The sequence below is a fragment of the Streptomyces sp. 147326 genome (genome assembly GCF_045000215.1).
In the GTDB taxonomy this organism is placed as follows: domain Bacteria; phylum Actinomycetota; class Actinomycetes; order Streptomycetales; family Streptomycetaceae; genus Streptomyces.
Genome location: NZ_CP134201.1, coordinates 5566165 through 5591446 on the forward strand (window position 1 = coordinate 5566165; position 25282 = coordinate 5591446).

At 70.8% G+C, this 25282-nt stretch carries 30 protein-coding genes, 1 tRNA gene, 1 pseudogene and 1 riboswitch; of the genes and pseudogenes, 22 read left to right on the forward strand and 10 right to left on the reverse strand.

Going from position 1 to position 25282, the window contains the following annotated elements:
* The first annotated feature begins 13 nt into the window (after window positions 1-13).
* The 7 genes from clpS (at window position 14) to RIU97_RS25455 (ending at window position 4804) form a co-directional block, all read left to right on the forward strand.
* Complete coding sequence (clpS, locus tag RIU97_RS25425) at window positions 14-328, forward strand: ATP-dependent Clp protease adapter ClpS (protein ID WP_030717942.1); 315 nt, start codon at window positions 14-16, stop codon at window positions 326-328.
* Window positions 328-927 (forward strand): DUF2017 domain-containing protein, encoded by a 600-nt coding sequence (locus RIU97_RS25430; protein WP_404959892.1) that lies wholly within the window; start codon window positions 328-330, stop codon window positions 925-927. Before clpS ends, RIU97_RS25430 begins: the two co-directional genes overlap by 1 nt.
* Window positions 928-1284: 357 nt before the next feature.
* Window positions 1285-2724: an amino acid permease gene (locus RIU97_RS25435; protein ID WP_404959894.1), complete on the forward strand. Its 1440-nt coding sequence runs from the start codon at window positions 1285-1287 to the stop codon at window positions 2722-2724.
* A 144-nt stretch (window positions 2725-2868) separates the two neighbouring features.
* Complete coding sequence (locus RIU97_RS25440) at window positions 2869-3291, forward strand: Mov34/MPN/PAD-1 family protein (protein WP_404959896.1); 423 nt, start codon at window positions 2869-2871, stop codon at window positions 3289-3291.
* A gap of 77 nt (window positions 3292-3368) precedes the next feature.
* Window positions 3369-3476: a putative leader peptide gene (locus tag RIU97_RS25445; RefSeq protein ID WP_312847437.1), complete on the forward strand. Its 108-nt coding sequence runs from the start codon at window positions 3369-3371 to the stop codon at window positions 3474-3476.
* A 90-nt stretch (window positions 3477-3566) separates the two neighbouring features.
* Window positions 3567-3854 (forward strand): MoaD/ThiS family protein, encoded by a 288-nt coding sequence (locus RIU97_RS25450; RefSeq protein ID WP_319728248.1) that lies wholly within the window; start codon window positions 3567-3569, stop codon window positions 3852-3854.
* Window positions 3854-4804, forward strand: a complete 951-nt coding sequence (locus RIU97_RS25455) for a PLP-dependent cysteine synthase family protein (RefSeq protein ID WP_404959897.1) — start codon at window positions 3854-3856, stop codon at window positions 4802-4804. Before RIU97_RS25450 ends, RIU97_RS25455 begins: the two co-directional genes overlap by 1 nt.
* Before the next feature lie 212 nt (window positions 4805-5016).
* On the opposite strand, the gene RIU97_RS25460 is transcribed toward RIU97_RS25455, so the two are convergent.
* The gene (locus tag RIU97_RS25460; protein ID WP_404962933.1) at window positions 5017-5364 is read right to left on the reverse strand and encodes a DUF488 domain-containing protein; all 348 of its coding nucleotides are present in this window, start codon (window positions 5362-5364) and stop codon (window positions 5017-5019) included.
* A 5-nt stretch (window positions 5365-5369) separates the two neighbouring features.
* Window positions 5370-5789, reverse strand: a complete 420-nt coding sequence (locus tag RIU97_RS25465; protein WP_404959899.1) for a hypothetical protein — start codon at window positions 5787-5789, stop codon at window positions 5370-5372.
* A gap of 239 nt (window positions 5790-6028) precedes the next feature.
* Between RIU97_RS25465 and RIU97_RS25470 the strand changes: the two genes are divergently transcribed.
* Window positions 6029-6781, forward strand: a complete 753-nt coding sequence (locus tag RIU97_RS25470) for an MBL fold metallo-hydrolase (protein WP_404959900.1) — start codon at window positions 6029-6031, stop codon at window positions 6779-6781.
* A 73-nt stretch (window positions 6782-6854) separates the two neighbouring features.
* On the opposite strand, the gene RIU97_RS25475 is transcribed toward RIU97_RS25470, so the two are convergent.
* Both RIU97_RS25475 and RIU97_RS25480 read right to left on the reverse strand, forming a co-directional pair.
* A complete protein-coding gene (locus tag RIU97_RS25475) occupies window positions 6855-8081 on the reverse strand; it encodes a PTS transporter subunit EIIC (protein ID WP_404962934.1) in 1227 nt (408 codons plus the stop codon).
* A 312-nt stretch (window positions 8082-8393) separates the two neighbouring features.
* Entirely contained in the window at window positions 8394-9695 is a 1302-nt protein-coding gene (locus RIU97_RS25480) for a PTS transporter subunit EIIC (protein WP_404959902.1), read from the reverse strand.
* A gap of 180 nt (window positions 9696-9875) precedes the next feature.
* Here RIU97_RS25480 and RIU97_RS25485 point away from each other — a divergent pair, with 180 nt between their 5' ends.
* The 4 genes from RIU97_RS25485 to rdgB all read left to right on the forward strand — a co-directional run bounded on the left by RIU97_RS25485 (window position 9876) and on the right by rdgB (window position 12100).
* A complete protein-coding gene (locus RIU97_RS25485; RefSeq protein WP_404959904.1) occupies window positions 9876-10160 on the forward strand; it encodes a glucose PTS transporter subunit EIIB in 285 nt (94 codons plus the stop codon).
* Window positions 10161-10255: 95 nt separating this feature from the next.
* A complete protein-coding gene (rph, locus tag RIU97_RS25490) occupies window positions 10256-10981 on the forward strand; it encodes a ribonuclease PH (protein ID WP_030717976.1) in 726 nt (241 codons plus the stop codon).
* A 116-nt stretch (window positions 10982-11097) separates the two neighbouring features.
* Window positions 11098-11478: a hypothetical protein gene (locus RIU97_RS25495; protein WP_404959905.1), complete on the forward strand. Its 381-nt coding sequence runs from the start codon at window positions 11098-11100 to the stop codon at window positions 11476-11478.
* 7 nt (window positions 11479-11485) lie between these two features.
* Window positions 11486-12100, forward strand: coding sequence for an RdgB/HAM1 family non-canonical purine NTP pyrophosphatase (gene rdgB, locus RIU97_RS25500; RefSeq protein ID WP_404959906.1), 615 nt, complete (start codon window positions 11486-11488; stop codon window positions 12098-12100).
* Window positions 12101-12149: 49 nt separating this feature from the next.
* Here the strand turns inward: rdgB and RIU97_RS25505 are convergent.
* The 3 genes from RIU97_RS25505 to bcp all read right to left on the reverse strand — a co-directional run bounded on the left by RIU97_RS25505 (window position 12150) and on the right by bcp (window position 13522).
* Window positions 12150-12222, reverse strand: a tRNA-Leu gene (locus RIU97_RS25505).
* A 48-nt stretch (window positions 12223-12270) separates the two neighbouring features.
* On the reverse strand, window positions 12271-12909 hold the full coding sequence (locus RIU97_RS25510; RefSeq protein ID WP_404959907.1) for an HNH endonuclease: 639 nt from the start codon (window positions 12907-12909) through the stop codon (window positions 12271-12273).
* A gap of 145 nt (window positions 12910-13054) precedes the next feature.
* Window positions 13055-13522, reverse strand: coding sequence for a thioredoxin-dependent thiol peroxidase (gene bcp / locus RIU97_RS25515; protein WP_404959908.1), 468 nt, complete (start codon window positions 13520-13522; stop codon window positions 13055-13057).
* A 103-nt stretch (window positions 13523-13625) separates the two neighbouring features.
* Between bcp and RIU97_RS25520 the strand changes: the two genes are divergently transcribed.
* From RIU97_RS25520 to RIU97_RS25530, 3 genes are all read left to right on the forward strand, one after another.
* Window positions 13626-13946, forward strand: a complete 321-nt coding sequence (locus tag RIU97_RS25520) for a DUF3618 domain-containing protein (RefSeq protein ID WP_404959909.1) — start codon at window positions 13626-13628, stop codon at window positions 13944-13946.
* Between the two features lie 43 nt (window positions 13947-13989).
* The gene (locus RIU97_RS25525) at window positions 13990-14331 is read left to right on the forward strand and encodes a co-chaperone GroES (protein WP_030009035.1); all 342 of its coding nucleotides are present in this window, start codon (window positions 13990-13992) and stop codon (window positions 14329-14331) included.
* 63 nt (window positions 14332-14394) lie between these two features.
* Window positions 14395-14464, forward strand: a riboswitch (guanidine-III (ykkC-III) riboswitch).
* A gap of 31 nt (window positions 14465-14495) precedes the next feature.
* Complete coding sequence (locus RIU97_RS25530; protein ID WP_319728230.1) at window positions 14496-14816, forward strand: multidrug efflux SMR transporter; 321 nt, start codon at window positions 14496-14498, stop codon at window positions 14814-14816.
* Between the two features lie 16 nt (window positions 14817-14832).
* On the opposite strand, the gene RIU97_RS25535 is transcribed toward RIU97_RS25530, so the two are convergent.
* Window positions 14833-17352, reverse strand: a complete 2520-nt coding sequence (locus RIU97_RS25535) for a transglycosylase domain-containing protein (RefSeq protein WP_404959912.1) — start codon at window positions 17350-17352, stop codon at window positions 14833-14835.
* Between the two features lie 186 nt (window positions 17353-17538).
* Here RIU97_RS25535 and RIU97_RS25540 point away from each other — a divergent pair, with 186 nt between their 5' ends.
* From RIU97_RS25540 to RIU97_RS25560, 5 genes and pseudogenes are all read left to right on the forward strand, one after another.
* On the forward strand, window positions 17539-18342 hold the full coding sequence (locus tag RIU97_RS25540) for an ABC transporter permease (protein ID WP_404959913.1): 804 nt from the start codon (window positions 17539-17541) through the stop codon (window positions 18340-18342).
* A gap of 175 nt (window positions 18343-18517) precedes the next feature.
* Window positions 18518-19282: an ABC transporter permease gene (locus RIU97_RS25545; protein WP_404962935.1), complete on the forward strand. Its 765-nt coding sequence runs from the start codon at window positions 18518-18520 to the stop codon at window positions 19280-19282.
* A gap of 2 nt (window positions 19283-19284) precedes the next feature.
* Window positions 19285-20277 carry an ATP-binding cassette domain-containing protein gene (locus RIU97_RS25550; RefSeq protein ID WP_404959914.1) on the forward strand — a complete coding sequence of 331 codons (993 nt, stop codon included), beginning with the start codon at window positions 19285-19287 and terminating at the stop codon, window positions 20275-20277.
* A 146-nt stretch (window positions 20278-20423) separates the two neighbouring features.
* A pseudogene (locus RIU97_RS25555) lies at window positions 20424-21044 on the forward strand (DUF1707 domain-containing protein); the annotation flags it as partial.
* 648 nt (window positions 21045-21692) lie between these two features.
* Entirely contained in the window at window positions 21693-22907 is a 1215-nt protein-coding gene (locus tag RIU97_RS25560; protein ID WP_404962936.1) for a DUF445 domain-containing protein, read from the forward strand.
* A gap of 11 nt (window positions 22908-22918) precedes the next feature.
* Here RIU97_RS25560 and RIU97_RS25565 read toward each other — a convergent pair whose 3' ends face one another.
* Together RIU97_RS25565 and RIU97_RS25570 are read right to left on the reverse strand one after the other, a co-directional pair.
* On the reverse strand, window positions 22919-23911 hold the full coding sequence (locus tag RIU97_RS25565) for a hypothetical protein (protein WP_404959916.1): 993 nt from the start codon (window positions 23909-23911) through the stop codon (window positions 22919-22921).
* A 34-nt stretch (window positions 23912-23945) separates the two neighbouring features.
* The gene (locus RIU97_RS25570) at window positions 23946-24482 is read right to left on the reverse strand and encodes a GNAT family N-acetyltransferase (RefSeq protein ID WP_404959918.1); all 537 of its coding nucleotides are present in this window, start codon (window positions 24480-24482) and stop codon (window positions 23946-23948) included.
* Window positions 24483-24658: 176 nt separating this feature from the next.
* Between RIU97_RS25570 and RIU97_RS25575 the strand changes: the two genes are divergently transcribed.
* Both RIU97_RS25575 and RIU97_RS25580 read left to right on the forward strand, forming a co-directional pair.
* The gene (locus RIU97_RS25575) at window positions 24659-24940 is read left to right on the forward strand and encodes a hypothetical protein (protein ID WP_404959920.1); all 282 of its coding nucleotides are present in this window, start codon (window positions 24659-24661) and stop codon (window positions 24938-24940) included.
* A gap of 39 nt (window positions 24941-24979) precedes the next feature.
* Window positions 24980-25276: a hypothetical protein gene (locus RIU97_RS25580; RefSeq protein ID WP_404962937.1), complete on the forward strand. Its 297-nt coding sequence runs from the start codon at window positions 24980-24982 to the stop codon at window positions 25274-25276.
* The last annotated feature ends 6 nt before the right edge of the window (window positions 25277-25282 follow it).

Below are 25282 nucleotides of genomic sequence, written 5' to 3' on the forward strand. Positions count from 1 at the left end.
CGGCGGTGGCAGCATGGGACAAGTGAGTGTTGCTCCTGTAGAGATCGAACGCACCGAATCGGCCGAAGAGACCTTCGCGGTACCCGAACCCGACGTCCCCTGGGTGACCCTGGTGCACAACGACCCGGTCAACCTCATGAGCTACGTGGCCTACGTGTTCCAGGCGTACTTCGGCTATTCCAAGGACGTGGCGCACAAGCTGATGCTCGATGTCCACCACAAGGGGCGGGCGGTCGTGTCCAGCGGCACCCGCGAGGAAATGGAGCGCGACGTGCAGGCCATGCACGGCTACGGCCTGTGGGCGACCCTCTCCCAGGACCGCAACTGATGGGCGGCACGTTCCAGCCCCTGGAGGGCGGCGGCGCCGCCATCGCGCTCGACGAGATCGAGATCTCCATCCTGCGTTCCCTGGCCGTCCAGATGCTCGAACTGATCGGCCCCGGCGAGCCGGAGCCCGCCGAGGACGCCGACCCGCTCGCCGCGCTGTTCGCCGAGGGTCCCTCCGAGCCCCCGTCCGACCCGGCGCTGGCCCGGCTCTTCCCCGACGCCTACGGAGGCCCGGACGGGCCGGGGCCCAAGGAGGACCCGGAGGAGCTGCGGGCCCACTCGGCGGAGTTCCGCCGCTTCACCGAGAACGACCTGCGCACCCGCAAGCGGGAGGACGCGCTGGCCGTCGTACGCAGCCTGGACGGGCTCACCCCGGCCGGTGACGGGGCGGCGGTGCTGGAGCTGACCGGGGAGCTGCCGCTGCGCTGGCTCGGCGCGCTCAACGACCTGCGCCTGACCCTCGCGGCCCGCCTCGACATCACCGAGGACGACGAGAGCGCGGCGCTGTTCCGGCTGCCGGACGACGACCCGCGCAAGCCGATGGTGATGGCGTACCTCTGGCTGGGCGGGCTGCAGGAGACGCTCATCGAGACGCTGTGACCCGCTGAGGCGCGCCCGGACCCGCCGAAGATCCTCTGAAGATCCTCAAGCGGGTACACCGTTCGCTCAGCGGACGCTCAAATCCGGATAACGATCAGATCACCGCCATGCGGTGATCTGATCTGTTCGCTCACCTTTGTCCTGAATTTTTGGTGCCCTGCGCCACATTTCTCCCCCTCGGGCAGCCGTAAGCACGTGATAAATCTTCACGACTGCCGAAGGGACGCCACCCATGTCCCCCCGGCTCGCTTGGACCGGCGGACCGCCGGCGTGCAACTCCATCCGTATCCGGGGGGATCGAGGACCCGATCCGCAGCCGTCAAGGCGCGGGTCGGCGTGGAGAAAGGCGCACCAGACATGACCTCTGTGCAGGTCGAGCAGCACGGCAACACGCCCGGCGAGGGCACTCAGGGCGAGGGCGGCGAGGGTTACCACCGCACGCTCGGCGCCCGGCAGATCCAGATGATCGCGATCGGCGGAGCCATCGGCACCGGCCTGTTCCTGGGCGCCGGCAAGGCGATCTCCAAGGCCGGCCCCAGCCTGATCCTGGCCTACGCGATCGCGGGCCTGGTCATCTTCTTCATCATGCGGGCCCTGGGCGAGCTGCTCATGTACCGCCCCGTCTCCGGTTCCTTCTCGGACTACGCCCGCGAGTTCCTGGGCCCGTTCTGGGGATACGTCACAGGCTGGACGTACTGGCTGTTCTGGGTGGTCACCGGCATCACCGAGGTCACGGCCGCCGCGCAGTACATGTCGTACTGGACCCACGACAGCTTCCCGCAGTGGGCCTACGCGCTGATCTTCACCGTCATCCTCTACGCCGCCAACCTGATCTCCGTGAAGCTCTTCGGTGAGCTGGAGTTCTGGTTCTCCATGGTCAAGGTCACGGCCATCGTCGGCATGATCCTGATCTGCGCCGGCATCCTCACCATCGGCTTCTCCGACGCGGCCGACACCGCCACCGTCTCCAACCTGTGGAACGACGGCGGCTTCTTCCCCAAGGGCATCGGCGGCACGCTGATGACCCTGCAGATCGTCATGTTCGCCTTCCTCGCGGTCGAGCTGGTCGGCGTCACCGCCGGCGAGTCCAAGGACCCCGAGAAGACCCTGCCCAAGGCCATCAACACCGTGCCGTGGCGCATCGCCGTCTTCTACGTCGGCGCACTGATCATGATCCTGTCGGTCGTCCCGTGGACCCACTTCCAGCCGGGCGTCTCGCCCTTCGTCGCCGCCTTCGAGCGCATGGGCCTCGGCGTCGGCGCCGCGATCGTCAACTTCGTGGTGCTGACCGCCGCCCTGTCCTCCTGCAACTCGGGCATGTACTCCACCGGCCGCATGCTGCGCGACCTCGCGATCAACGGCCAGGGTCCGAAGGTCTTCACCAAGCTCACCAAGAGCGGCACCCCGCTCATCGGCACCACCTTCTCCGCCGCGCTGATGCTGGTGGGCGTCTGGATCAACTACGTCGCCCCGGGCAAGGCCTTCGACTACGTCGTCTCCTTCGCCACCATCTCCGGCATGTGGGCCTGGATCATGATCCTGGTCTGCCAGATCCGCTACCGGGCCAAGGCCGACCGCGGTGAGCTGCCGCAGTCCGCGTTCCGCGCGCCCGGCGCCCCGTACACGAGCTGGTTCGCGCTGCTCTTCATCGGCATGGTCATCGTGATGATGGGCGCCGACAAGGATTCCCGCGTCTCGCTGTACTGCGCCCCGCTGTGGGGTCTGATCCTGGGCGTCTCGTACCTGGTGATGAAGTCCCGCGACCCGCGCGGCGCGGCCTTCACCAAGGCCTCGTAGCACCCGAGGACCGCGGGTCCCGGCCGCCTGCCACGGCCGGGAACCGCGGCCCGTGACGTTGTCACAGGGCTGGTCTGTCCATCATGCGGGCCCTTCCGTACCACTCCTCGGTACGGAAGGGCCCGTCTGCTTATCCTGTCGCTCATGCTGACCCTCACCCAGGCCCTGTACGACCAGATCGTCGAGCACGCCCGCCAGGACCACCCCGACGAGGCGTGCGGCGTCGTGGCGGGCCCGGCCGGCACCGGCCGTCCCGAGCGGTTCATCCCGATGCTCAACGCGGCCCGCTCGCCCACGTTCTACGAGTTCGACTCGAAGGATCTGCTGAAGCTCTACCGCGAGCTGGACGACCGCGACGAGGAGCCGGTGATCGTCTACCACTCGCACACCGCCACCGAGGGCTACCCCTCGCGCACCGACGTCACGTACGCGAACGAGCCGGGCGCGCACTACGTCCTCGTCTCGACGGCGGACGAGGACGGCCTCGGAGAGTTCCAGTTCCGCTCGTACCGGATCGTCGACGGCGTGATCACCGAGGAAGAAGTGCAGGTCGTCGAGGCCTACTGACCATCATGTGAGCGGTCGGCGTCCACGATGCGGGATCACACTCCAAACCCGGGACCGGGAATCGTTAACATGACCGCATGGTTTCCCACGACGTGAGCATCGAGACGCCCGGCAGGCTGCTGCTCGTGGCGCGGCTGCACGTCGACCTGTGCCGCCTCGCCAGCGCCATCTGTCCTGCCGTCTGAGCACCAGAGCCCCTCTGCGCGGGGGGGCCGACGAACCGCGCGCCGCACGTTCTCACGCCCCTGCTTACGCCCTGACGACTGGAGACAGCCATGGCCATCGAGGTCCGCATCCCCACCATCCTCCGCACCTACACCGAAGGCGAGAAGGCCGTCTCCGGTGAGGGCGCGACCCTCGCCGACCTCTTCGCCGACCTGGAGACCCGCCACAAGGGCATCCAGGAGCGCATCGTCGACGACGCCAAGGGCGGCGAGCTGCGCCGCTTCGTGAACGTCTACCTCAACGACGAGGACGTCCGCTTCCTCGACGGCATCTCCACCGCGCTCAAGGACGGCGACAGCGTCACCATCCTCCCGGCCGTGGCCGGCGGATCGAAGTAATGCGCTACGACTCCCCGCTGGCCGCGGTCGGCAACACGCCGCTGGTCCGGCTGCCCCGGCTGTCGCCCTCGGACGACGTCCGCATCTGGGCCAAGCTGGAGGACCGCAACCCGACCGGCTCGATCAAGGACCGCCCGGCGCTCCACATGGTCGAGCAGGCGGAGAAGGACGGTCGGCTGTACCCCGGCTGCACCATCCTGGAGCCGACCTCGGGCAACACCGGCATCTCGCTGGCGATGGCGGCCAAGCTCAAGGGCTACCGCATCGTGTGCGTGATGCCGGAGAACACCAGCCAGGAGCGGCGCGACCTGCTGGCCATGTGGGGAGCCGAGATCATCTCGTCGCCGGCCGCCGGCGGCTCGAACACCGCGGTCCGGATGGCCAAGGAACTGGCCGCGGAGCACCCGGACTGGGTGATGCTCTACCAGTACGGCAACCCGGACAACGCGGGCGCGCACTACGCCACCACGGGCCCGGAGATCCTCGCCGACCTCCCGTCGATCACCCACTTCGTGGCGGGCCTCGGCACGACCGGCACCCTGATGGGCGTCGGCCGCTACCTGCGCGAGAACGTGCCCGGAGTGAAGATCGTCGCGGCGGAGCCGAGGTACGACGACCTGGTGTACGGGCTGCGCAACCTCGACGAGGGCTTCGTCCCCGAGCTGTACGACGCCTCGGTCCTGACGACCCGCTTCTCGGTGGGCTCGGCGGACGCGGTGACGCGCACGCGGGAGCTGCTGCAGCTGGAGGGGATCTTCGCGGGCGTCTCCACGGGAGCCGCCCTGCACGCGGCGATCGGCGTCGGCCGCAAGGCGGTGGCCGCGGGCGAAACGGCGGACATCGTCTTCGTCGTGGCCGACGGCGGCTGGAAGTACCTCTCGACCGGCGTCTACACGGCCGCGACCACCGAAGAGGCCATCGAGGTCCTCCAGGGCCAACTCTGGGCGTAGCCCCTGCGGGGTTGCCCGGCCGTCTCGGGCGAAGCGCCGCCTCCCGGGGCTCCGCCCCAGACCCCGCGCCTCAAACGCCGGCGGGGCTGGATTGCGCGGAGCGCAATTTCAGCCCCGCCGGCGTTTGAGGCGCGGGCGCGGAGCGCCGTGCAGTGGCGCCGGGCACAATCAAGCCCGTCCGGCGTTTGAGGACCGGGTCCGGGTCGGCCCGGCTAGGCGGACAGCAGGTCAGCGAGCACGGCTGCATGGCTGGCGGCCGGGTCCTTGACCGCGGTCAGGAGGGTGAGCGGGCCCGCCTCGGCCAGCGAACGGAGCCGCGCCAGCTCGGCCACCGCCTCCGGCCCCGCCAGCTCCGCCTCGTACCGCTCCCGGAACTCCCCGGCGGAGCCACCCCCGTGGAACCACTTGCGCAGCTCGTTCGACGGCGTGACCGCCTTCGGCCACTCGTCCACCCCCGCCGCCTCCTTCGCCAGGCCCCGCGGCCAGAGCCGGTCCACCAGGACCCGTACCCCGTCCGCGCCCGGCTCCGGCGGGTCGTACACGCGCCGCAAGCGGATCACCGGCTTCACCGCCCGCCTCCCAGTCCCTTGATCTCGTCCCACACCGCCGGGTCCAGTACCCCCCTGCGCGTGCGGAACTCCCACAGCGACACCTCCTCCGGCCGGTCCGCCTCCAGGAAGGCCGCCCGGCCCTGCGCCCCCACCGTCCCCGGGGGCAGCGGGATCACCCCCGCCCGCCGGTCGTCGTACTTCCCGGTGATCCACGCGACCCGCGCGCGGTGGCCCCGTACCGACTCGACCGCCAGGACCAGACACGTACGGCCGTCCGCCAGGGACCACAGCTCGCCGGCGCGCGGGTGCGGCGGCGGACCGGACCCGTGCGCCGACGGGGCCCGGCGGGGGAGCCCCAGCCGTCCCCCGGCGACCAGCACCACCAGCGCGACGGCCACGACCGCAGCGACCGCGGGCCACCAGGACGTGTCCATGTTCCGACCGTAGCCGCGCCACCGGCACCCGGCACCCGGCGCGGCCGTACGGGGGCATGGGCACTCTGCTCTAGGCCCGTACACCTGACCGCTTGCCATTACTGGGTATGAGTGGTGCAGGCGGTGACTTCCCCCACAACGGCCCGCCGCGGAGGAGCGACCGGACGTTTCGCGCCTTACGCTCGACGCACGCACGGCCCGCATTCCGTCCACGGACCGTCCACGGAGGTTCACGCTCCATGAAGCTCACCGTCGTCGGCTGTTCGGGGTCGTTCCCGTCCGCGGAATCGGCCTGTTCGAGCTACCTCGTCGAGGCCGACGGCTTCCGCCTGCTCCTCGACATGGGCAACGGCGCCCTCGGCGATCTGCAGCGCCACTGCGGTCTCTACGACCTCGACGCGATCTTCCTGAGCCATCTGCACGCCGATCACTGCATCGACATGTGCGCGTACTTCGTCGCCCGTTTCTACCGGCACGAGGGCGGCCGCTGCGGCACCATCCCCGTCTACGGGCCCGAGGGCACCGAGCGGCGCCTGACCACCGCCTACGACGACGTCCCCGACGAGCGCTCGATGAGCGAGGTCTTCGACTTCCGCACCCTGAAGTCCGGGAACTTCGAGATCGGGCCGTTCCAGATCCGCACCGAGCGGGTCGCCCACCCCGTCGAGTCGTACGGCATCCGCATCGAGCACGGCGGCCGCTCGCTCACGTACTCCGGGGACACCGGCGCCTGCCCCGAGCTGGGTCTGCTCGCCGCCGGCACCGACCTCTTCCTCTGCGAGGCCTCCTTCACGCACGGCAAGGAGGACATCCCGGACCTGCACCTGAACGGCCGCGAGGCCGGCGAGTACGCGCGCGGCGGCGACGTCGGCCGGCTCGTCCTCACCCACATCCCGCCGTGGACGGACGCGGCGCAGAACCTCGCCGACGCCCGCGCGGTCTACGACGGCCGGGTCGACCTGGCGTACGCGGGCGCGGTCTACGAGGTCTGACGGACCGGAACACGCGGAAGCCCCCGCCCTCCCTTCCGGGAGAGCGGGGGCTTCGACGTGTGGACGAGCGGGCCTACTTGGCTTCGGCCTTCAGCAGCTCGGCGAGCTCCTCGTCGGACTCGCGGCCCGGCGTCGGGAGGTTCCACTTGACGATCGCGAAGCGGAAGACGACGTAGTAGACCGCCGCGAAGCAGAGGCCGACGCCCGCCAGCATCCACGGCTTCTCCGCGATGCCCAGGTTCAGCAGGAAGTCGACGAGGCCGGCCGAGAAGCCGAAGCCGTCGCGCATGCCCAGGGCCCAGGTCAGGGCCATCGAGATACCGGTCAGCACCGCGTGGATCGCGTACAGCACCGGGGCGATGAACATGAAGGTGAATTCGATCGGCTCGGTGACGCCGGTGACGAAGGAGGTGAGCGCGAGGGAGAGCATCATGCCGCCGACGACCTTGCGGCGCTCGGGGCGGGCGCAGTGGACGATCGCGAGGCAGGCCGCCGGGAGGGCGAACATCATGATCGGGAAGAAGCCGGTCATGAACTGTCCGGCGGTCGGGTCACCGGCGAGGAAGCGGCCGATGTCACCGTGGACGGCGCCGGTCGGGGTGTCGAACGAGCCGGCCTGGAACCACGGGAAGGAGTTCAGCAGGTGGTGCATGCCGATCGGGATGAGCGCACGGTTGGCGACACCGAAGAGGCCCGCGCCGACGGCGCCGGAGCCGGTCAGCCACTCACCGAAGTTGTGCAGACCGCTGCCGAGCACCGGCCAGACGAGACCGAAGACGATGCCCGTGACCAGACCCGCCAGGGCGGAGAGGATCGGGACGAGACGGCGGCCGCCGAAGAAGCCCGCCCAGTCCGGCAGCTTGGTCCGGTAGAACTTCTGGTAGAGCAGGGCCGTGATGATGCCCATCACGACACCGCCGAGCACACCCGCGTTGACCGGGGCGTCCACGTTGACGATCTTGCCGCCGACGACCTTGGCGACCTTGGGCAGGTTGCTGTCGGTGAAGGTCGCGAGGACCTTCTGGAACACCAGGTACCCGGTGACGGCGGCGAGGGCGGTGGAGCCGTCCGACTTCTTGGCGAAGCCGATCGCGATGCCCACGGCGAACAGCAGCGCCATGTTGTCGAGGATCGCGCCACCGCCGGCCGCCATGTAACCGGCGATCTTCAGGACGAAGGTCGGGAAGACGTCCTTGTCGCCGAGCATGTCGTCCGCGCCTAGGCGGAGCAGGAGCGCGCCGGCAGGCAGCACGGCCACGGGGAGCATGAGGCTCCGGCCGATGCGCTGCATGACGGCCATCACGCCAGCGCCCTTCTTCTTCTCGGCCGCGGGGGCGGCAGCCGTGGTCACAAGGTCCTCCAGTGGGCAAGGCGCCGCCAGGGGAAACGGGGACGGCGGCGTCTTCGAAAGGGGGGATACACGGGGGCTCGAACGCGCCTCGTGGTCTACACCAATTGTGGTGTAGACCAGTTGTAACACGGTGAGGGTTAGATAAGGAACCTTCGATTTCCTGTGGCCTGGATCACACGTCCCGGGGTATGCCGAAGGGCCCCCGGATCGTGATCCGAGGGCCCTTGACGGACCGGGTTCCGGCCCTGCCGGGGGGCGGGTTCAGGCCTTGGTGGTCTCCGACTCCATCGCCGCGATCTCCTCGTCCGACTCCCGGCCCGGCGTCGCGAGGTTGAACTTCGTGATCGCGAAACGGAACACCGCGTAGTAGACGAGGGCGAAGCACAGGCCGATCGGAACGATCAGCCATGGTTTCGTCGCCAGCTTCCAGTTGATGACGTAGTCGATCAGGCCTGCCGAGAAGCTGAAGCCGTCGTGGACGCCCAGCGCCCACGTCACCGCCATCGACACACCCGTCAGCACCGCGTGCACCGCGTACAGCGCAGGCGCGACGAAGAGGAAGGAGTACTCCAGCGGCTCGGTGATCCCGGTGACGAACGAGGTCAGGGCCACCGACAGCATCAGACCGCCGACCTCCTTGCGCCGCTGCGGCTTCGCGCAGTGCGTGATCGCCAGCGCCGCCGCCGGCAGCGCGAACATCATGATCGGGAAGAAGCCGGAGAGGAACAGGCCCGCGTTCGGGTCGCCGTGCAGGAACATGTTGATGTCGCCGTGGTACGTCTTCCCGTCCGGCGCCGTGTACGACCCGAACTGGAACCACATCGGCACGTTCAGGAACTGGTGCAGGCCGATCACCAGCAGCGCGCGGTTCGCGACGCCGAAGATGCCCCCGCCCCAGGAGCCCAGCCCGCGCAGCCAGTCGGAGAAGCTCTCCAGCCCGGCGCCGACCGGCGGCCAGATCCACAGGCAGAGCGCGGCGAAGGCGATCGCGGCGAAGGACGTGATGATCGGGACCAGCCGCCGGCCGTTGAAGAAGCCCAGCCAGTCCACCAGCTTCACCCGGTGGTATCGCTGCCAGAGCCAGGCCGCCAGCAGCCCCATGACGATGCCGCCGAAGACGCCGGGGTTCTGGTAGGTGAACGCGACGAAGGTGTCGTCCTGCCCCAGGCAGCCGCCCCCGACGTTCCGGCTTCCCTCCGGGCACTCGTTCGGGAACGCGTGCAGCACCCCCCGGTAGACGAGGAAGCCCGCCGTGGCCGCGAGGGCGGTCGAACCGTCCGCCTTCTTCGCCATGCCGATGGCGACGCCGATGCAGAAGAGGAGCGGGAGGCCGAGATCGGGGTCGAGCAGCGCCCCGCCCGCGCCCGCCATCACGCTGGCGACGTCCGTCCACTGCAGGCCGTCCTTGCCGAAGACGTCCGGCTGTCCCAGCCGCAACAGGATGCCTGCCGCGGGCAGTACGGCGATCGGGAGCTGAAGGCTCCGCCCCATCTTCTGCAGCCCTTGGAACAGGTTGTTCCGCCACGACGGGCGTGGCGCTGCTTTGGAGATGCTCACGCTCATCGGCGTCCTCCCTGACCGGCCCGTTTTTGGCTGCCGCAACACTTGCGGCACACTGGTGTAGACCAGTTGTCGGGCAGGTTGCTGCTGATCGTCATCATTCGGCAGAGACCGGTCATGTGCTCGCGTAGATGCGCCAACCGTGCGTTACCGTGACAAAGCGGACCGCACGGGTGGCTCTCCATGGACCGGCCGCGCCGAGACTCGTTCTTCGAAACACTCAGGGAGAAACACATGGCCACCAAGGCTGAGAAGATCGTCGCCGGGCTCGGCGGCATCGACAACATCGAAGAGGTCGAGGGCTGCATCACCCGCCTGCGCACCGAGGTCGTCAACCCCGACCTCGTCGACGAAGCCGCACTCAAGGCCGCCGGCGCCCACGGCGTCGTCAAGATGGGCACCGCGATCCAGGTCGTCATCGGCACCGACGCCGACCCGATCGCCGCCGACATCGAAGACATGATGTGACCCGAACCCCTTAGGGCCGTCCACACAGCGGACCCCGTCCCGGAACCACCCGGACGGGGTCTTCGCGTTCCACCGCAGGGACTAGGCTCGGAGCCATGTCTCGCATCGACGGCCGTACGCCCGAACAGCTCCGCCCGGTCACCATCGAACGCGGATGGAGCAAGCACGCCGAGGGCTCCGTCCTCATCTCCTTCGGAGACACCAAGGTCTTCTGCACCGCCTCCTTCACCGAAGGAGTCCCGCGCTGGCGCAAGGGCAGCGGCGAAGGCTGGGTCACCTCCGAGTACTCGATGCTGCCGCGCTCCACCAACACCCGCGGCGACCGCGAATCCGTACGCGGCAAGATCGGCGGGCGCACCCACGAGATCTCCCGCCTCATCGGCCGCTCGCTGCGCGCCGTCATCGACTACAAGGCCCTCGGCGAGAACACCATCGTCCTGGACTGCGACGTCCTCCAGGCCGACGGCGGCACCCGCACCGCCGCCATCACCGGCGCCTACGTCGCCCTCGCCGACGCCGTCGCCTGGGGCCAGCAGAAGAAGCTCATCAAGGCCGGCCGCAAGCCGCTCACCGGCACCGTCGCCGCCGTCAGCGTCGGCATCGTCGACGGCGTCCCGCTCCTCGACCTCTGCTACGAGGAGGACGTGCGCGCCGAGACGGACATGAACGTGGTCTGCACCGGCGACGGCCGCTTCGTCGAGGTCCAGGGCACCGCCGAGGGCGAGCCCTTCGACCGCAAGGAACTGAACGCCCTCCTCGACCTCGCAGCCGGCGGCTGCGCGGACCTGGAAGCCATCCAGCTCGGTGCGCTCGAACTCTAGGCGAACCCCAGGCGGCAACCGCCGGGCCCGGCCCGGCGTCTAGCACAACACGGGCGCACGGTGTCACAGCCGTGCGCCCGTCCACGCATCCCAATCCTGCTCCCGGGGAGAACCGCATGAAGCTCCGCATCGCGGCCATAGCCGTGGCCGCCGTACTGACCGTCCCGGCCCTGTCCGCCTGCGACGCGATCTCCACGGCGATGGACTGCGCGAACACGGCGGTGGCCATCACCGACGGCGCGAACGACCTCCAGCAGGCCGTCTCCCAGGCGGGCAACAGCCCGCAGGACGCCCAGACCGCGCTCGACCAGATCGAGTCGAACCTCAAGAAGATCGGCGACCAGACGGACAACGCCGACCTGGGCAAGGCCATCGACTCGATGAACGCGGCGGTGAAGAACGTCCGCACCTCCATCGAGAGCGGCAACACCGTCCCGGACATCCAGCCGGTCGCGGACGCGGCCAGCGAGATCTCCAAGGTCTGCACCCCGGGATAATGGGCGCATGACCTCGACTCCCAGCCGCCTGATCCTGGCCACCCGCAACGCCGGCAAAGTCACCGAACTCCACGCCATCCTGTCCGCAGCCGGCCTGCCCCACGAGCTGGTCGGCGCGGACGCGTACCCGGAGATCCCGGACGTCAAGGAGACCGGGGTCACCTTCGCCGAGAACGCCCTCCTCAAGGCGCACGCCCTCGCCCAGGCCACCGGCCTCCCGGCGGTCGCCGACGACTCCGGCCTCTGCGTGGACGTCCTGAACGGCGCCCCCGGCATCTTCTCGGCCCGCTGGGCCGGCACGCACGGAGACGACAAGGCGAACCTCGACCTCCTGCTGGCCCAGCTCGGGGACATCGCCGACGAGCACCGCGGCGCGCACTTCTTCTGCGCGGCCGCCCTCGCCCTGCCCGACGGCACGGAACGCGTCGTCGAGGGCCGCCTCCTGGGCACCCTCCGCCACACCCCGACCGGCACGGGCGGCTTCGGCTACGACCCGATCCTCCAGCCCCTGGGCGAATCCCGTACCTGCGCGGAACTCGCCCCGGCGGAGAAGAACGCCATCTCCCACCGGGGCCAGGCCTTCCGCGCCCTCGTCCCGGTGGTTCGAGAACTCCTGGGCTGACGCAGTGAGGCCTGGTCCCCGGATATCGGGAACCAGGCCTCTTCCTGGGTACGCCCGGTCGGATTCGAACCGACATACGTGGCCACCTAAAGACCACCGCTAACCAGGTCGCGTACGGGCGCGAGTCAGGGACACTCTACTGCGCACCGTGCCGTGCGGGGGAAGCGGCATCAACGGTTTCGCCGACCTCCCCGGCACCAGGTGCTGGTGATCGCGTGGCAGTTGGGGCACAGCAGCCGGAGGTTTCCCGGTTGGTTGTTGCGCCAGTCGCCGTCGATGTGGTCCACCTCCAGAGGCAGCGGATGCCCCCGCCAGCGGGCCTCGACACCGCATCGCGCGCACTGTTCGAGTACGCCGCGTGCCCTGAGCGCCCACTTCAGCTGTTCGCTCTGGATGCGGCGGGCGTGCGGCCCGGCCTGCTTGATCAGGAGCGCCTCCGGCGTTCGCCGGACCTTGGGACGCCCCGCTGGTGAGGGCAGCTTGAAGTGCGAGGTGTCTATGCCGAAGGCCTTCACCCGGCGGCTGATATGGGTGTGATGGCCGCCCACGACCTCGAGGCCGAGGCGACGCAGGACCTCGCACATGGTCGTCGAGGCGGCCACGGCTTCCGCCAGGACCTCCCGCGTCCACTTGACCCCCTCCGCCTCGAAGTGGGAGACGTCCACGCCCAACTTCCGCATGCGGCCGTGCAGATAGCGCCGCGAGCCGCTCTTCGGGTCCACCCCCAGCCGCTCCAGCGCCTCCGTCAGCGTGCGCGACGTGCTCGCCGCCGCCGTGAGGCGTTCTCTCGTGTACGGGCTGACCGGCATCCTTGCCCCCTCCATTCGTCGGCCGCGTGTGCGGCGCTCGTATGGAGTAACGGACCGATAGTCGGGCGGTTACGGCCGGTTTCGTCCGATAAACGGAGCGGCCCGCACCGGATTGGTGCGGGCCGCTCCGTCGGAAGGGGGCGGGTCAGATGCCCAGGTCCTTGATGATCTTGGCTACGTGGCCCGTGGCCTTGACGTTGTAGAAGGCGTGCTCGACCTTGCCCGCCTCGTCGACCACCACCGTGGAGCGGATGACCCCGGTGACCGTCTTGCCGTACAGCTTCTTCTCGCCGTACGCGCCGTACGCCGTCAGGGTCTCCTTCTCCGGGTCGCTGACCAGGGTGACCTTCAGGCTCTCCTGCTCGCGGAACTTCGCCAGCTTCTCCGGCTTGTCCGGGGAGACGCCGATGACGTCGTAGCCGGCCGTGGCCAGGACGGCCAGGTTGTCCGTGAAGTCGCAGGCCTGCTTCGTGCAGCCCGGCGTCAGTGCGGACGGGTAGAAGTACACGATCACCTTGCGGCCCTCGTGGTCGGCGAGCGAGACCTCGTTGCCGTCCGCGTCGGGCAGGGTGAAGGCGGGGGCGGTGTCGCCCGGCTGGAGTCGCTCGCTCATCTGGACAGTCTCCTCAAGAGGGGATCGGTACGTCTCGAGACTAAGCTGACAGACTGTTCACCGGGGACTACCCCCCACCGACCACGACGACGGAGGCAGCGCGGTGCCCGAAGCCAGGACTCCCGCACAGATCGAGGCGGACATCGTCCGCCGCCGCGAGCAGCTCGCCGAGACGCTCGACGAGATCGGCGTGCGCGTGCACCCGAAGACGATCATCGGGGATGCGCGGGCCCGGGTCGCCTCGACCGTCGACCACACGGCCGGGCGGGCCTTCGCCACGGTGAACCGCATCGTGACGGATCTGCGGGACGGCCTGCGCAACGACGACGGGACTCCGCGCCCCGAGCGGATCGTGCCGGTCGCCCTGCTCGCGGTGGGTGTCGTCGGTGTGCTTGTCCTGTCGGCACGACGCAGGCGCGCGTGACCCTGAGCGGCACGGGGCGGGCGCGGACAGGTAGGTTCGGATCGTGAGCGAGAACACCACCCACGACAAGCTGCCCATCCGCATGCTGCACGACCGCGTGCTCGTGAAGTCCGACCTGCCGGAGGGCGAGCGCCGCTCGGGCGGCGGCATCCTGATTCCGGCGACGGCCGCGGTGGGCAAGCGGCTGGCCTGGGCCGAGGTGGTCGCGGTCGGGCAGAACGTACGGACGGTCGAGCCCGGGGACCGGGTCCTGTACGACCCCGAGGACCGTGCCGAGGTCGAGGTGCGGGGCGCGACGTACGTGCTGATGCGCGAGCGGGACCTGCACGCCGTGGCCGCGGAGCGGCTGGAGGGGTCGGAGGACTCCACCGGCCTGTACCTCTAGGACCCGAACGGAAACGCAGAAGGGCTGGTGGCCTTGGTCACCGGCCCTTTTCGCTGCCCTTTGCCTGCCTTTTGCTACGGTGGAGGAGAACCCGACGAGACGCGCCGTACCGGGTACGACAAGACGACGCACCCCGTATCGCTCGATGTCTCGGAGGTGCCGTCATGGCCTGGGTTCTTCTCGTCGTCGCCGGTGTGATCGAAGTCGGCTGGTCGATCGGCATGAAATTCACCGAGGGCTTCACCCGGCTCTGGCCCAGTGTGTTCACGGGCGCCGGGATCGTCGCCAGCATGGTGCTGCTGTCCTACGCCGCGAAGACCCTGCCCATCGGTACCGCGTACGGGGTGTGGGTGGGCATCGGCGCCGCGGGCGCGGCCGTGCTCGGCATGGCGGTGCTGGGCGAGCCCGTCACCGCCTCCCGGATCTTCTTCATCTGTCTGCTGCTGGTCGCCGTGGTGGGGCTGAAGGTGACCTCCGGTCACTGACCGCCCGCGTCGGCGGTCATTCGAGGAACGCCGACGGCGGAGGGCGCAGGCCATCGGCCGGCCCGCCGTCGGCGCCCTGGGTGGTCGTCCCCTGGGTGCCCTGGGTGCCCTCGGTGGTGCCGCCGTTGTCCTGGCCGCCCTGCGTCTGGCCCCCGTTGTTCTGACCGCCCTGGTTCTGGCCTCCGTTGTCCTGACCGCCGTTGTTCTGGCCTCCCTGGTTCTGGCCGCCGTTGTTCTGACCCCCTTGGTTCTGGCCGCCGTTGTCGCGGCCGCCCTGGGTCTGTCCGCCCGTCGGCGGGCTCGGCCGTACCGGAGGCGTGGGCGTGAGCTCGTCGTCCGGCGTCTCCTGCGGAGGGTTGGATTCCGGGGAGGGCGGTGGGGGTTGCGCCGCGCCCGGCTGGAGTTCCAGGTCGAAGTCGACGGGGTCGGTGCCCTCCAGGGCGGTCTTCGTATAAGCGGCCCAGATCCGGGCCGGGTAGCCGCCACCGCCGATACGGGGTTCGCCGAGGGCGCCGTAGAGCGACTGCAGGGTTCCGGTGTCCGGGTCCTGGCCCATCATCGAGACGACCGTGACGAGGTTCGGGGTGTAGGCCGCGAACCAGGCCGAGCGGTCCAGTTCGCCGGTGCCGGTCTTGCCGGCGGCCGGGTGGCCGGCGGCGAGGGCCGCCGTACCGGTGCCGTTGTCCACGACGCTGACCAGCATGGAGGTGGTGGTGTCGGCGGCCTCGCGGCTGATGGCCTGGGTGGGAGTGCGCTCGGGCAGGCCGATCGTGTCGCCGCCCTTGGTGATCTTCTCCAGGAAGGTGTACGGGGTGCGGCGGCCGTGGTCGGCGAGGGTCGCGTAGGCCTGGGTCATGTCGAGGACGCTGGCTTGCATCGTGCCGAGCGCCATGGCGGGGCCCGGAACGAAGTTGGGGGTGTCCTCGGGGATGCCGAGGTCGATGGCGGTCCGCTTGACCTTGCCGGTGCCGACGTCGACCACCATCTGTGCGTACACGGCGTTGACGGAGAGGTCGGTGGCGGTGTTGACGGTGATGTTCCCGTACGAGACCTGGCCCTCGTTCTCGGGGTTGAAGCGGATCCGGCCGCCGACGACGGGGCGCCTGTTGTCGCCGTTGTAGATGGTGTTCGGGGTGATCCGGCGGCCGTCCTGGGTGCGGGAGTCGTTCTCGACGGCTGAGGCGAAGACGAACGGCTTGAAGGTGGAGGCGACCTGGTAGTCGTGCCGGGTCGCGTTGTTGACGTACTGCTTGGTGTAGTCGATGCCGCCGTACATGGCGACGACCTTGCCGGTGGCCGGGTCGATGGAGACCCCGCCGGCCCGCACCAGCCGGTCCGCCTTGCGCGTTCCGGGGTCGAGTTTGCTGATCATCTGTTCGTCGACGGCGGCGACGAAGGCGTTCTGGCGGCGCTTGTCGATGGTGGAGGTGATCCGGTAGCCGCCCTCGGCGAGGGTCTTGTCGTCGAGGATCTTGTTCTCGACGATGTAGTCCTTGATGGCCTCGACGAGGTAGCCGCGCTGGCCGGACAGGCCCGCGGCCGCGCGGACCTTGCCGGGCTCGGGGAACTGCGTGGTGGCGCGCTCGGTCTCGGACAGCCAGCCCTTCTTGACCATGCCGTCGAGTACGTAGTTCCAGCGGGCGAGGGCGCGGGGACGGCTCTGGGGGTGGGCGACCACGTCGAAGGCGCTGGGGGAGTTGAGGAGGGTGGCGAGGTAGGCGCCCTCGGCGGTGGTGAGGTTGCTGACGTCCTTGCCGTAGTAGGCCTGGGCGGCGGCCTGGATGCCGTAGGCGTTGCGGCCGAAGTAGCTGGTGTTCAGGTAGCCCTCGAGGATGTAGTCCTTCGACTTCTCGCGGCCGAGTTTGATCGCGATGAAGAACTCTTTGACCTTGCGTTTGATCGTCTGTTCCTGGCCCAGGTAGTAGTTCTTGACGTACTGCTGGGTGATGGTGGAGCCGGACTGGGTGCCCTTGCCGGTCGCGGTGTTCCAGGCGGCGCGGAGCATCGCCTTGGGGTCCACCGCCCGTTCGGAGTAGAAGTCCCGGTCCTCGGCGGCCAGTACGGCCTCCTGCACGGTCCGCGGGATCTGGGAGAGCGGCACGTTGACGCGGTTGACCTCGCCGTCGCGGGCGATCTGGGAGCCGTCGGAGTAGAGGTAGACGTTGGACTGGGCGGTGGCGGCGGCGTTGGCCGGTGGGATGTCGACCAGCAGGTAGCCGGCCATGAGGGCGCCGCCGATGAGCAGGGCCAGGAGCAGGACGGCGCCCAGGACCATGCGCCAGGTGGGGAGGAGGCGGCGCCAGCCGGTCCGCTTCGGGCGGGGCTTCTTCCCCGGTGCGGGCGGCCGGGGTTGCGGCTCGGGCTGCGGTTGCTGCCGGGCCTCCCGTTGCTGCCGGGTCTCCGGTTGCTGCCGGGTCTCCGGTTGCCGGTCCCCTGGTTGTTGGCGGGGCCGCTGGTTCGCCCGTGGTTGCCGTGCTTCGGGCGGGGTGTCCGGGTCGCGAGGGGTCCAGCCCGGGGGTGGTGACTGGTCGCTCATCTCCAGGACTCCTCGACGCCGTTCGAAATATCCACTTCTGTACCTCATGGTGTCTACCCGATGGCCGGTGATTCCGCTCCGGACGGGCGTAAATCGGTCGCGTGGATCGCCCCTCCGCACTAAGCTCGCGCGCTTTGGCCGACGTAGGAACGACGTGGGAAACGGAGGGATACGGTGCGCCGGAGAGTGCGTCTCTACCTGGCGGTCGCGGCAGGGGGATTCAGGCGGTACGCCACCTACGGAACGGCGACCGCGGCCGGGGTCTTCACCAACACCACGTTCGGTTTCATCGTCGCGTACACGTACATCGCACTGTGGGACGAGCGACCGGGGCTCGGCGGCTACGACCAGGCGCAGGCCCTGACCTTCGTGTGGGTGAGCCAGTCGCTGCTCGCCGCAGGGGCGTTGATCGGGGGCGGCTTCCAGGAGGAGATCCAGGAGCGGGTGCGCACGGGCGACATCGCCGTCGACCTGTACCGGCCGGCGGACCTCCAGATGTGGTGGCTCGCGGCCGACATGGGCCGGGCGGGCTTCCAGCTGCTGGGGCGCGGGCTGGTCCCGCTGGTGGTGGGGGCGCTGGCGTTCCAGCTGGCGCTGCCCACCGATCCGCTGCGCTGGCTGCTGTTCCTGCTCTCCGTCGCGCTCGGACTGGTGGTGAGTTTCGCGGTGCGCTACCTGCTGGGGCTGCTGGCCTTCTGGCTGATGGACGGGTCCGGGATCAACATGATGGCCACCGTCGTCTCGATCTTCTTCTCCGGGATGCTGTTGCCGCTGACCGTCTTCCCGGGCGGCTTCGGCGAGTTCGTACGGGTCCTGCCGTGGGCGGCGATGCTGCAGGTTCCGATGGACGTCCTGCTGGGCAAGCACGCGGGGGCCGGGGGCGCGGCCGGGGCGCTGGGCTTCCAGGCCGGGTGGGCGCTCGTACTGCTGGGCGCCGGGCGGCTGCTGCAGTCGGCGGCGACGCGGAAGGTGGTGGTCCAGGGTGGCTGAGGCGGAGGCAGTGGAGGCGTTGGAGGCGGCGGAGGCGGCAGGGCCAGTGGCGGCCGGGGCCGTCGAGGCGGTACCGGGGCGGGAGTTGACGGCCCTGGGGGCGGGTCCCCGGGGTCGGCGCGACCGGGTGCGGGAGGTCCGGGAGGGGCTGCGCGGCTACGGGCTGATCGTGGCGATGTGGATCCGGTCGACGATGACGTACCGGGCGTCCTTCGCGCTGTCCGCCTTCGGGAACGCGGCGATCACCCTCCTCGACTTCGTCGCGATCTTCATCATGTTCTCCCACGTGGACGTCCTCGGCGGCTTCACGCTGCCCGAGATCGCCCTCCTGTACGGGTCCTGCTCGGCCTCCCTGGGCCTGGCGGACCTGCTGATGGGGAACACCGACCGGATCGGCGCCCGGATCCGGGACGGCTCGCTGGACACCATGCTGGTGCGTCCGGTCCCGGTGCTCGCGCAGGTGGCGGCGGACCGTTTCGCGCTGCGCCGGCTGGGGCGGGTCATGCAGGGGCTCGGGGTGCTGGGCTGGGCGGTCTGGACCCTGGACGTGGACTGGACGGCCGGGAAGGTGCTGATGGTGCCCGTGATGATCGTGGCCGGGGCGGCGATCTTCGCGGCGGTGATGGTGACCGGGGCGGCCTTCCAGTTCGTCGCCGGGGACGCGGCGGAGGTGCAGAACTCCTTCACCTACGGCGGCTGCACGATGCTGCAGTACCCGCCGACGGTCTTCGGGAAGGACCTGCTGCGCGGGGTCACCTTCATCGTGCCGCTCGCCTTCGTCAACTGGCTGCCCGCGCTGCACGTGCTGGGGCGGCCCGATCCGCTGGGACTGCCGGGGTGGGTCGCGTACCTGAGCCCGCTGGTGGCCTTCGTGGTGTTCCTGCCCGCGTCGCTGGCGTGGCGCGCGGGAGTCCGTTCGTACCGAAGCACGGGGAGCTAGCTGTGGCTGACACGGAAGCGCTGATCTCGCTGGACGGGGTCGAGAAGGTCTTCGACGTACGGCGCCGGGTGAGCCTGATGCGCCGGGAGAAACGCCGGGTGCGGGCGGTGGACGGGATCAGCTTCGAGGTCGCCCGGGGCGAGATGGTCGGCTACATCGGGCCCAACGGCGCCGGCAAGTCGACCACGATCAAGATGCTGACCGGCATCCTGACCCCGAGCGGCGGCCGGCTGCGGGTCGCGGGCATCGACCCGTCGCGGGAGCGGATGCGCCTCGCGCACCGGATCGGGGTGGTCTTCGGGCAGCGCACCACGCTGTGGTGGGACCTGCCGCTGAAGGACTCGTACGGGCTGATGCGGCGGATGTACCGGATCCCGGCGGCGCGGTTCGCGGAGAACATGGAGCGCTGCGTGGACCGGCTGGACCTGGCCGAGCTGCTCGACGTACCGGTACGGCAGCTGTCGCTCGGCCAGCGGATGCGCGGGGACATCGCGGCGGCGCTGCTGCACGATCCGGAGGTGCTGTACCTGGACGAGCCGACGATCGGGCTCGACGTGGTGAGCAAGGCGAAGGTACGGGGCTTCCTGCGGCAGCTGAACGAGGAGCTCGGGACGACGGTGCTGCTGACCACGCACGACCTCCAGGACATCGAGCAGCTGTGCGAGCGGGTGATGGTGATCGACCACGGGCGGCTGATGTACGACGGGGCGCTGGAGGGTCTGCACGAGGCGGGTTCGGCGGGCTCGGGGGGCTCGGGGGGAGGGAGCGAGCGGACCCTGGTGGTGGACCTGGAGCGGGAGCTCGCGCCGATCGAGGTGGCGGGTGCGCGGGTGGTGAAGGTGGAGGGGCCGCGGCAGTGGCTGGCGTTCCCGGCGGGGACGTCGGCGGCCCCGCTGGTGGCGGCGGTGGCGGCGGAGTACCCGCTGGTGGACCTGTCGGTGCGGGAGCCGGACATCGAGGACGTGATCGCGCGCATGTACGCGGGCCGCGGCTGATTCCCCGGCCGATCCTTCGGCTGATCCGCCGGCTGATCCGCCGGCTGGTTCATCGGCTCGATCAGGGGAAAACCGGGGTCGATCTCAGGGACGTGCCCTGGGCATCCCCATACAACTCCCGGGAAACCCTGCATAGTCTGGTGCGCATGAGTGACGAGCGGCCGGAGAAGCCGTTGCCGGAGCTGAGGGCGTCGGATGCCGACCGGGACCGGGTGGTGGAGCGTCTGCGGGACGCCGTCGCCGAGGGCCGGCTCGACATGGAGGAATTCGAGGAGCGGCTGGAGGCGGCGTACAAGTCCCGGACGTACGCGGAACTGGAGCCGCTGACGCGGGACCTTCCGGCGGCGGAGGGACCGGCCGCGCAGCCGGTACCGGTCGCCGGGTCGGGGGCGGCGCCGTGGGCGGGGCGGATCGGCGGGGCGGGCACCTCCACGCTGGCCGTCGCGGTCATGTCGGGGTTCCAGCGCAAGGGCCGGTGGACGGTGCCCGCCCGCTTCGACGCGGTGGCGTTCTGGGGCGGCGGCGAGCTGGACCTGCGCGAGGCGGACTTCGCACAGCGCGAGGTGGTGATCAACTGCGTCGCGATCATGGGCGGCATCGAGATCACGGTGCCGCCGGGGGTGGAGCTCGATGTACGGGGCTTCGGCTTCATGGGCGCCTTCGACCAGCGCCACAGCCCGGGCCCGTCCCGGCCGGGCGCTCCGAGGGTGGTCATCACGGGCTTCGCCTTCTGGGGCGGCGTGGAGGTCAAGGTCAAGAACCCCAAACCGCCGCTGGGCGGCCCGTCCCTCCGCAAAGAGCTGTAGCGTCCGGGGCCCGCGCCGGCCGGTCGCCCGGACCCGGGCCGATTCGTCGCCTTGCGGGGCCCGGGGGCCGCTGGAGCTGTGGCCGGAGCCTGCGGGACCGCAGCCCGACCCGGACGCGCCGCCTGCCACTGGGCCTCCGGCCGGGGGCGCGTCGGCCGGCGGAACCTGTGGGCTCGCGGCGGGCGAGTCGTCCTGCCGACCTGCCGAGGCCGGCCCGGCGCCCGCCCCGGACGCGCCGCCCTGCGGAGCCATCCCTGCTGCCCTGCAACCCCGTGCGGCCCGTCGCGGGAGCGGCATGGCGGGGCGCGGGTCTCCCGTACCGTCACCCCCGCGGGAGCGGAAGGGCGGGGCGCGGGGCAGCCCCGTACCGCCACCCCCGCGGGAGCGAAAGGGCGTGGCGGGAACTCCTCGGGCCTCCCGGGAGTCGGATGCTGTGCAGACAAAACCGGCGCCCCCGGGGGAAGGCAGGAGCACGTGGAGAACCGCAGCACAGCCGGAGGCAGCGCCACGCCACCACCAGCACCACCGCCACCACCCGTACCGCCCCCCGCCCGCGGAGCGTTCGTGTTCAACGCCGCCGACGAGGAGCGCCGGCGCGGGGTCCGGCGGATGAAGACGATCGCGACCGGTCTGCTGGGCCTGGTGGCGCTGGTCTACGTACTGGCCAAGTACGCCCAGCACGCCTGGGGCGCCGGCGGCTGGGCCGCGTACGTGGCCGCCGCTGCCGAGGCCGGCATGGTCGGCGCGCTCGCGGACTGGTTCGCCGTCACCGCGCTCTTCAAGCGGCCGCTCGGCCTGCCCATCCCGCACACGGCGATCATCCCGACCAAGAAGGACCAGCTCGGCGTCACCCTCGGCGAGTTCGTCGGCGAGAACTTCCTCTCCTCCGACGTGGTCCGGGCCCGCCTCCACGCCCTCGGCATCGGCGGCCGCCTCGGCGCCTGGCTGGCCGAGCCCGCCCACGCCGACCGGGTCACGGCCGAGCTGGCGGCCGCCCTGCGCGGGGCCCTGACCGTACTGCGCGACTCCGACGTGCAGGCCGTCGTCGGTGAGGCGATCACCCGGCGCGCCGAGACCGCCGAGATCGCGCCGGGCATCGGCAAGACCCTGGAGCGGGTCGTCGCGGACGGCGGCCACCGCCGGGCCGTCGACCTCATCTGCGCCAAGGCGCACGACTGGCTCGTCACGCACGGGGACTCGATCACGGACGCGGTCCAGGGCGGCGCCCCCGGTTGGACCCCGCGGTTCGTGGACCGCAAGGTGGGCGAGCGCGTCTACAAGGAGCTGCTCCGTTTCATCACGGAGATGCGGGACATGCCCGGGCACCCGGCGCGCGGGGCGGTGGACCGTTTCCTGCGGGACTTCGCGGCCGACCTCCAGTCGGACACGGAGACGCGCGCGAGGGTGGAGCGCCTCAAGTCCGAGATCCTGGCGCGCGACGAGGTCCAGGACGTCATCGCCTCCGCCTGGTCGGCGATCCGGTCGATGATCATCTCGGCGGCGGAGGACGAGCAGAGCGAACTGCGCCTGCGCGTCCGCGCCTCGCTGCTCTCGCTGGGTGCGCGGCTGGCCACCGACGGGCGGCTGCAGGCGAAGCTGGAGGGCTGGATCGAGGGCGCGGTGGTCTACGTCGTCACCACCTACCGGACCGAGATCACCTCGCTGATCACGGACACGGTCGCGGGCTGGGACGCCGAGCACACTTCCCGCAAGATCGAGGCCCACATCGGCCGCGACCTGCAGTTCATCCGGATCAACGGCACGGTGGTCGGCGCCCTGGCGGGCCTGCTGATCTACTCGGTGTCCCGCGCCTTCGGGGCGTAGGCAGGGGTGGGCTACGGCCCCGGCAGCGGCAGCTCCAGCTGGGCGTGCCCGCGGGCGGTGACGCCCGGCGGCGCGGGGCGGGCCGCGCCCAGGGCGAGGAGTGCGCGCAGGGCGCCGATCACGTCGGCCGGCCGCTCCCGGAGGATCGCCGGGGTCGTACTGGCGACCAGGACCCCGCGGGCCTCCAGGCGCAGCCGGCGGTGCAGGGTGGCCTGCCACGCGTCGCGCGTGTAGTGGTACTCCGCGGAGTCGACCTCCAGCGCCACGCCCTCCTCGGGCCAGTACGCGTCCGGGCTGGCGAGGAAGGCGCCGTCCGGGCCGTAGAGGCGGGCGTTCCACAGCGGGGCGGGGAAGTCCGTGGCGGCCAGGGTGTCGCGGGCGCGGCCTTCGGCGATCGAGCGGACTCCGGCGAGTAGTTCCGCGGCGGCCGCGCGGACGGCGGGGCGGTGCCGGACGCGGCCGGCGCGCAGCTCGGCGTGCAGGTCGTGCGGGTGGCACCAGCCGCCCTGGACGACGTTCGCGAGTACGGAGCGCACCAGGTCCGGGTCTTCGGTGCGGGCCGCGAAGTCTGCGGCGGCCCGGACCGGGCGGCTGCTGGGGACCCCGCGGATGTGGATGGTCGCGGGCCAGCGGGAGGTCGCGCCGGGCCGGACGCGGTCGGCGGCCGCCACCGTGCGGGGGGAGCGGACGAGCACGTGCAGCGGGTCGGGCGGGGCGCCGCGGATGCCGAGGAGCGCGAGTGCGGCCCCGCCGGTGAGCGCGGCGGTCGCCCCGGACAGCGGATCGGCGGCGGGCTCGGCGGCGTACAGGACGGCGGACAGCGCCCGCTGCCGGGGGTCCGGCGGGCCGGTCTGCAGGAGGTACACCCGTGGCAGGAGCCGCTGCCAGGGCCCTCCGTGGCGGCTGCGGCCGCTGATGGTGGCGGCCGGGATCCCGGCCTGCTTGAGCTGGTGGTGGGTGGCCATGTTCAGCTGGCGCTGGGCTACGGCGATACGCGCGATCATGCCCCGGGTATGCCCGGTGGGGTGCGGGCGATGCTCAGGCCGAGGGGTGGTTCGGGGCGAGGAAGACGACGACGCCGTTCTCCGTTCCGGGCAGCGGGGTGACCTCGTGCCAGCCGAGCCGGCGGTAGGTGGCGACGGTGTCGGTGGCCACGCGGGCGGTGAGGAGCCAGGCGCGGGCGTCCGGGGCGTCGGCGGTGATCTCGGCGAGGAGGGCGCGGCCGGTGCCGTGGCCGCGCGCGTGCGGGCGTACGGCGAGCTCGTCGATCTCCAGGGCGCCGATGAGGAGTTCCCGTACGCGCCGGCGGCCGAGCTGCGCGGTGACCTGCCCGTAGGCCCGGTCGGTGGGGAAGGCCTTGGGGGTCAGCCAGCCGGTGGCGAATCCGTCGATGCCGACGGCCGACTGGGCGAAGGCGGTACGGAATCCGGTGCGGCGGCTGTCGGCCTGGAGCCGGGCGGCGAACTGGCGAATGGTTTCTTCGTCTTCGTTCCACGGCGGTGCGGAGAAGACCTCGCTGTAGGTGTCGGCCAGTTCGTCCGACAGGTCCAGGACGGCCGGTCCATAACAGATCACGTTTGCAGCTCCTTGGGCCGGCTTGGGCGGCTTCGGTCGTATCGCCCCTCTCAGAGAGTGAATCTACGCCGGGGAGGTTCCCTGGAGGGCAGGTGGGCGGATCCGGAGGGTGTGCGACAAATCCGACTTCCGTACGGTGCCGCGGACCGCCCGTATCGGCGGCGCCCGGGCGGGCGTTGAACCGGCAGAGCGCGAAGTCGTACGCGTCGCACGACGCACCCGCCTCGCACGACGCACCCGCCTCGCACGACACCCCGGAGCCCAGCGTGCCGAACACCCTCATCACCCGCGTCCTGGTCGCTCTCGGGGGCTGCGCCGTGGCGTTCTTCATCCTCCTGGGGGTGATGGCCGTCCTTCCCCGTACGGTCCAGGACACCGTCCCGCCCGGTGTCCTCGGCGGAGCCGTCGTGGTGCTGGGGGTGGCGGCCGCCCGCCGCTTCACCCGCCGGCCGCGTTAGCCTCGACCGGTGACGTCCGAACGGCTGGAGGCCCCCACCATGGCGCAGATCCCCACCTCACTCGTGGCCGCAGGCGGCCTCGTCGGCGGCTACGCCGCCGCCCGCTGGACCGGCAAGCGCCCCCTGGGCGGCGTGGTCCTCGCGGCCGCCGGCACCGTCGCGGCCCGCGAATGGCACCGCCGCACGTCCCCGGCGACGACGGCCCTCCTCGGCGCGGCCTACCTCGCGGCATTCGCGGGCTCCCACCCCCTGGCAAAGAAGATCGGCCCCTGGCCCGCGGTCTTCACGGCCGCCACCACGATGGCCGCAGCCGCATATGCGGCGGCCGACCGGTAGGCCCGA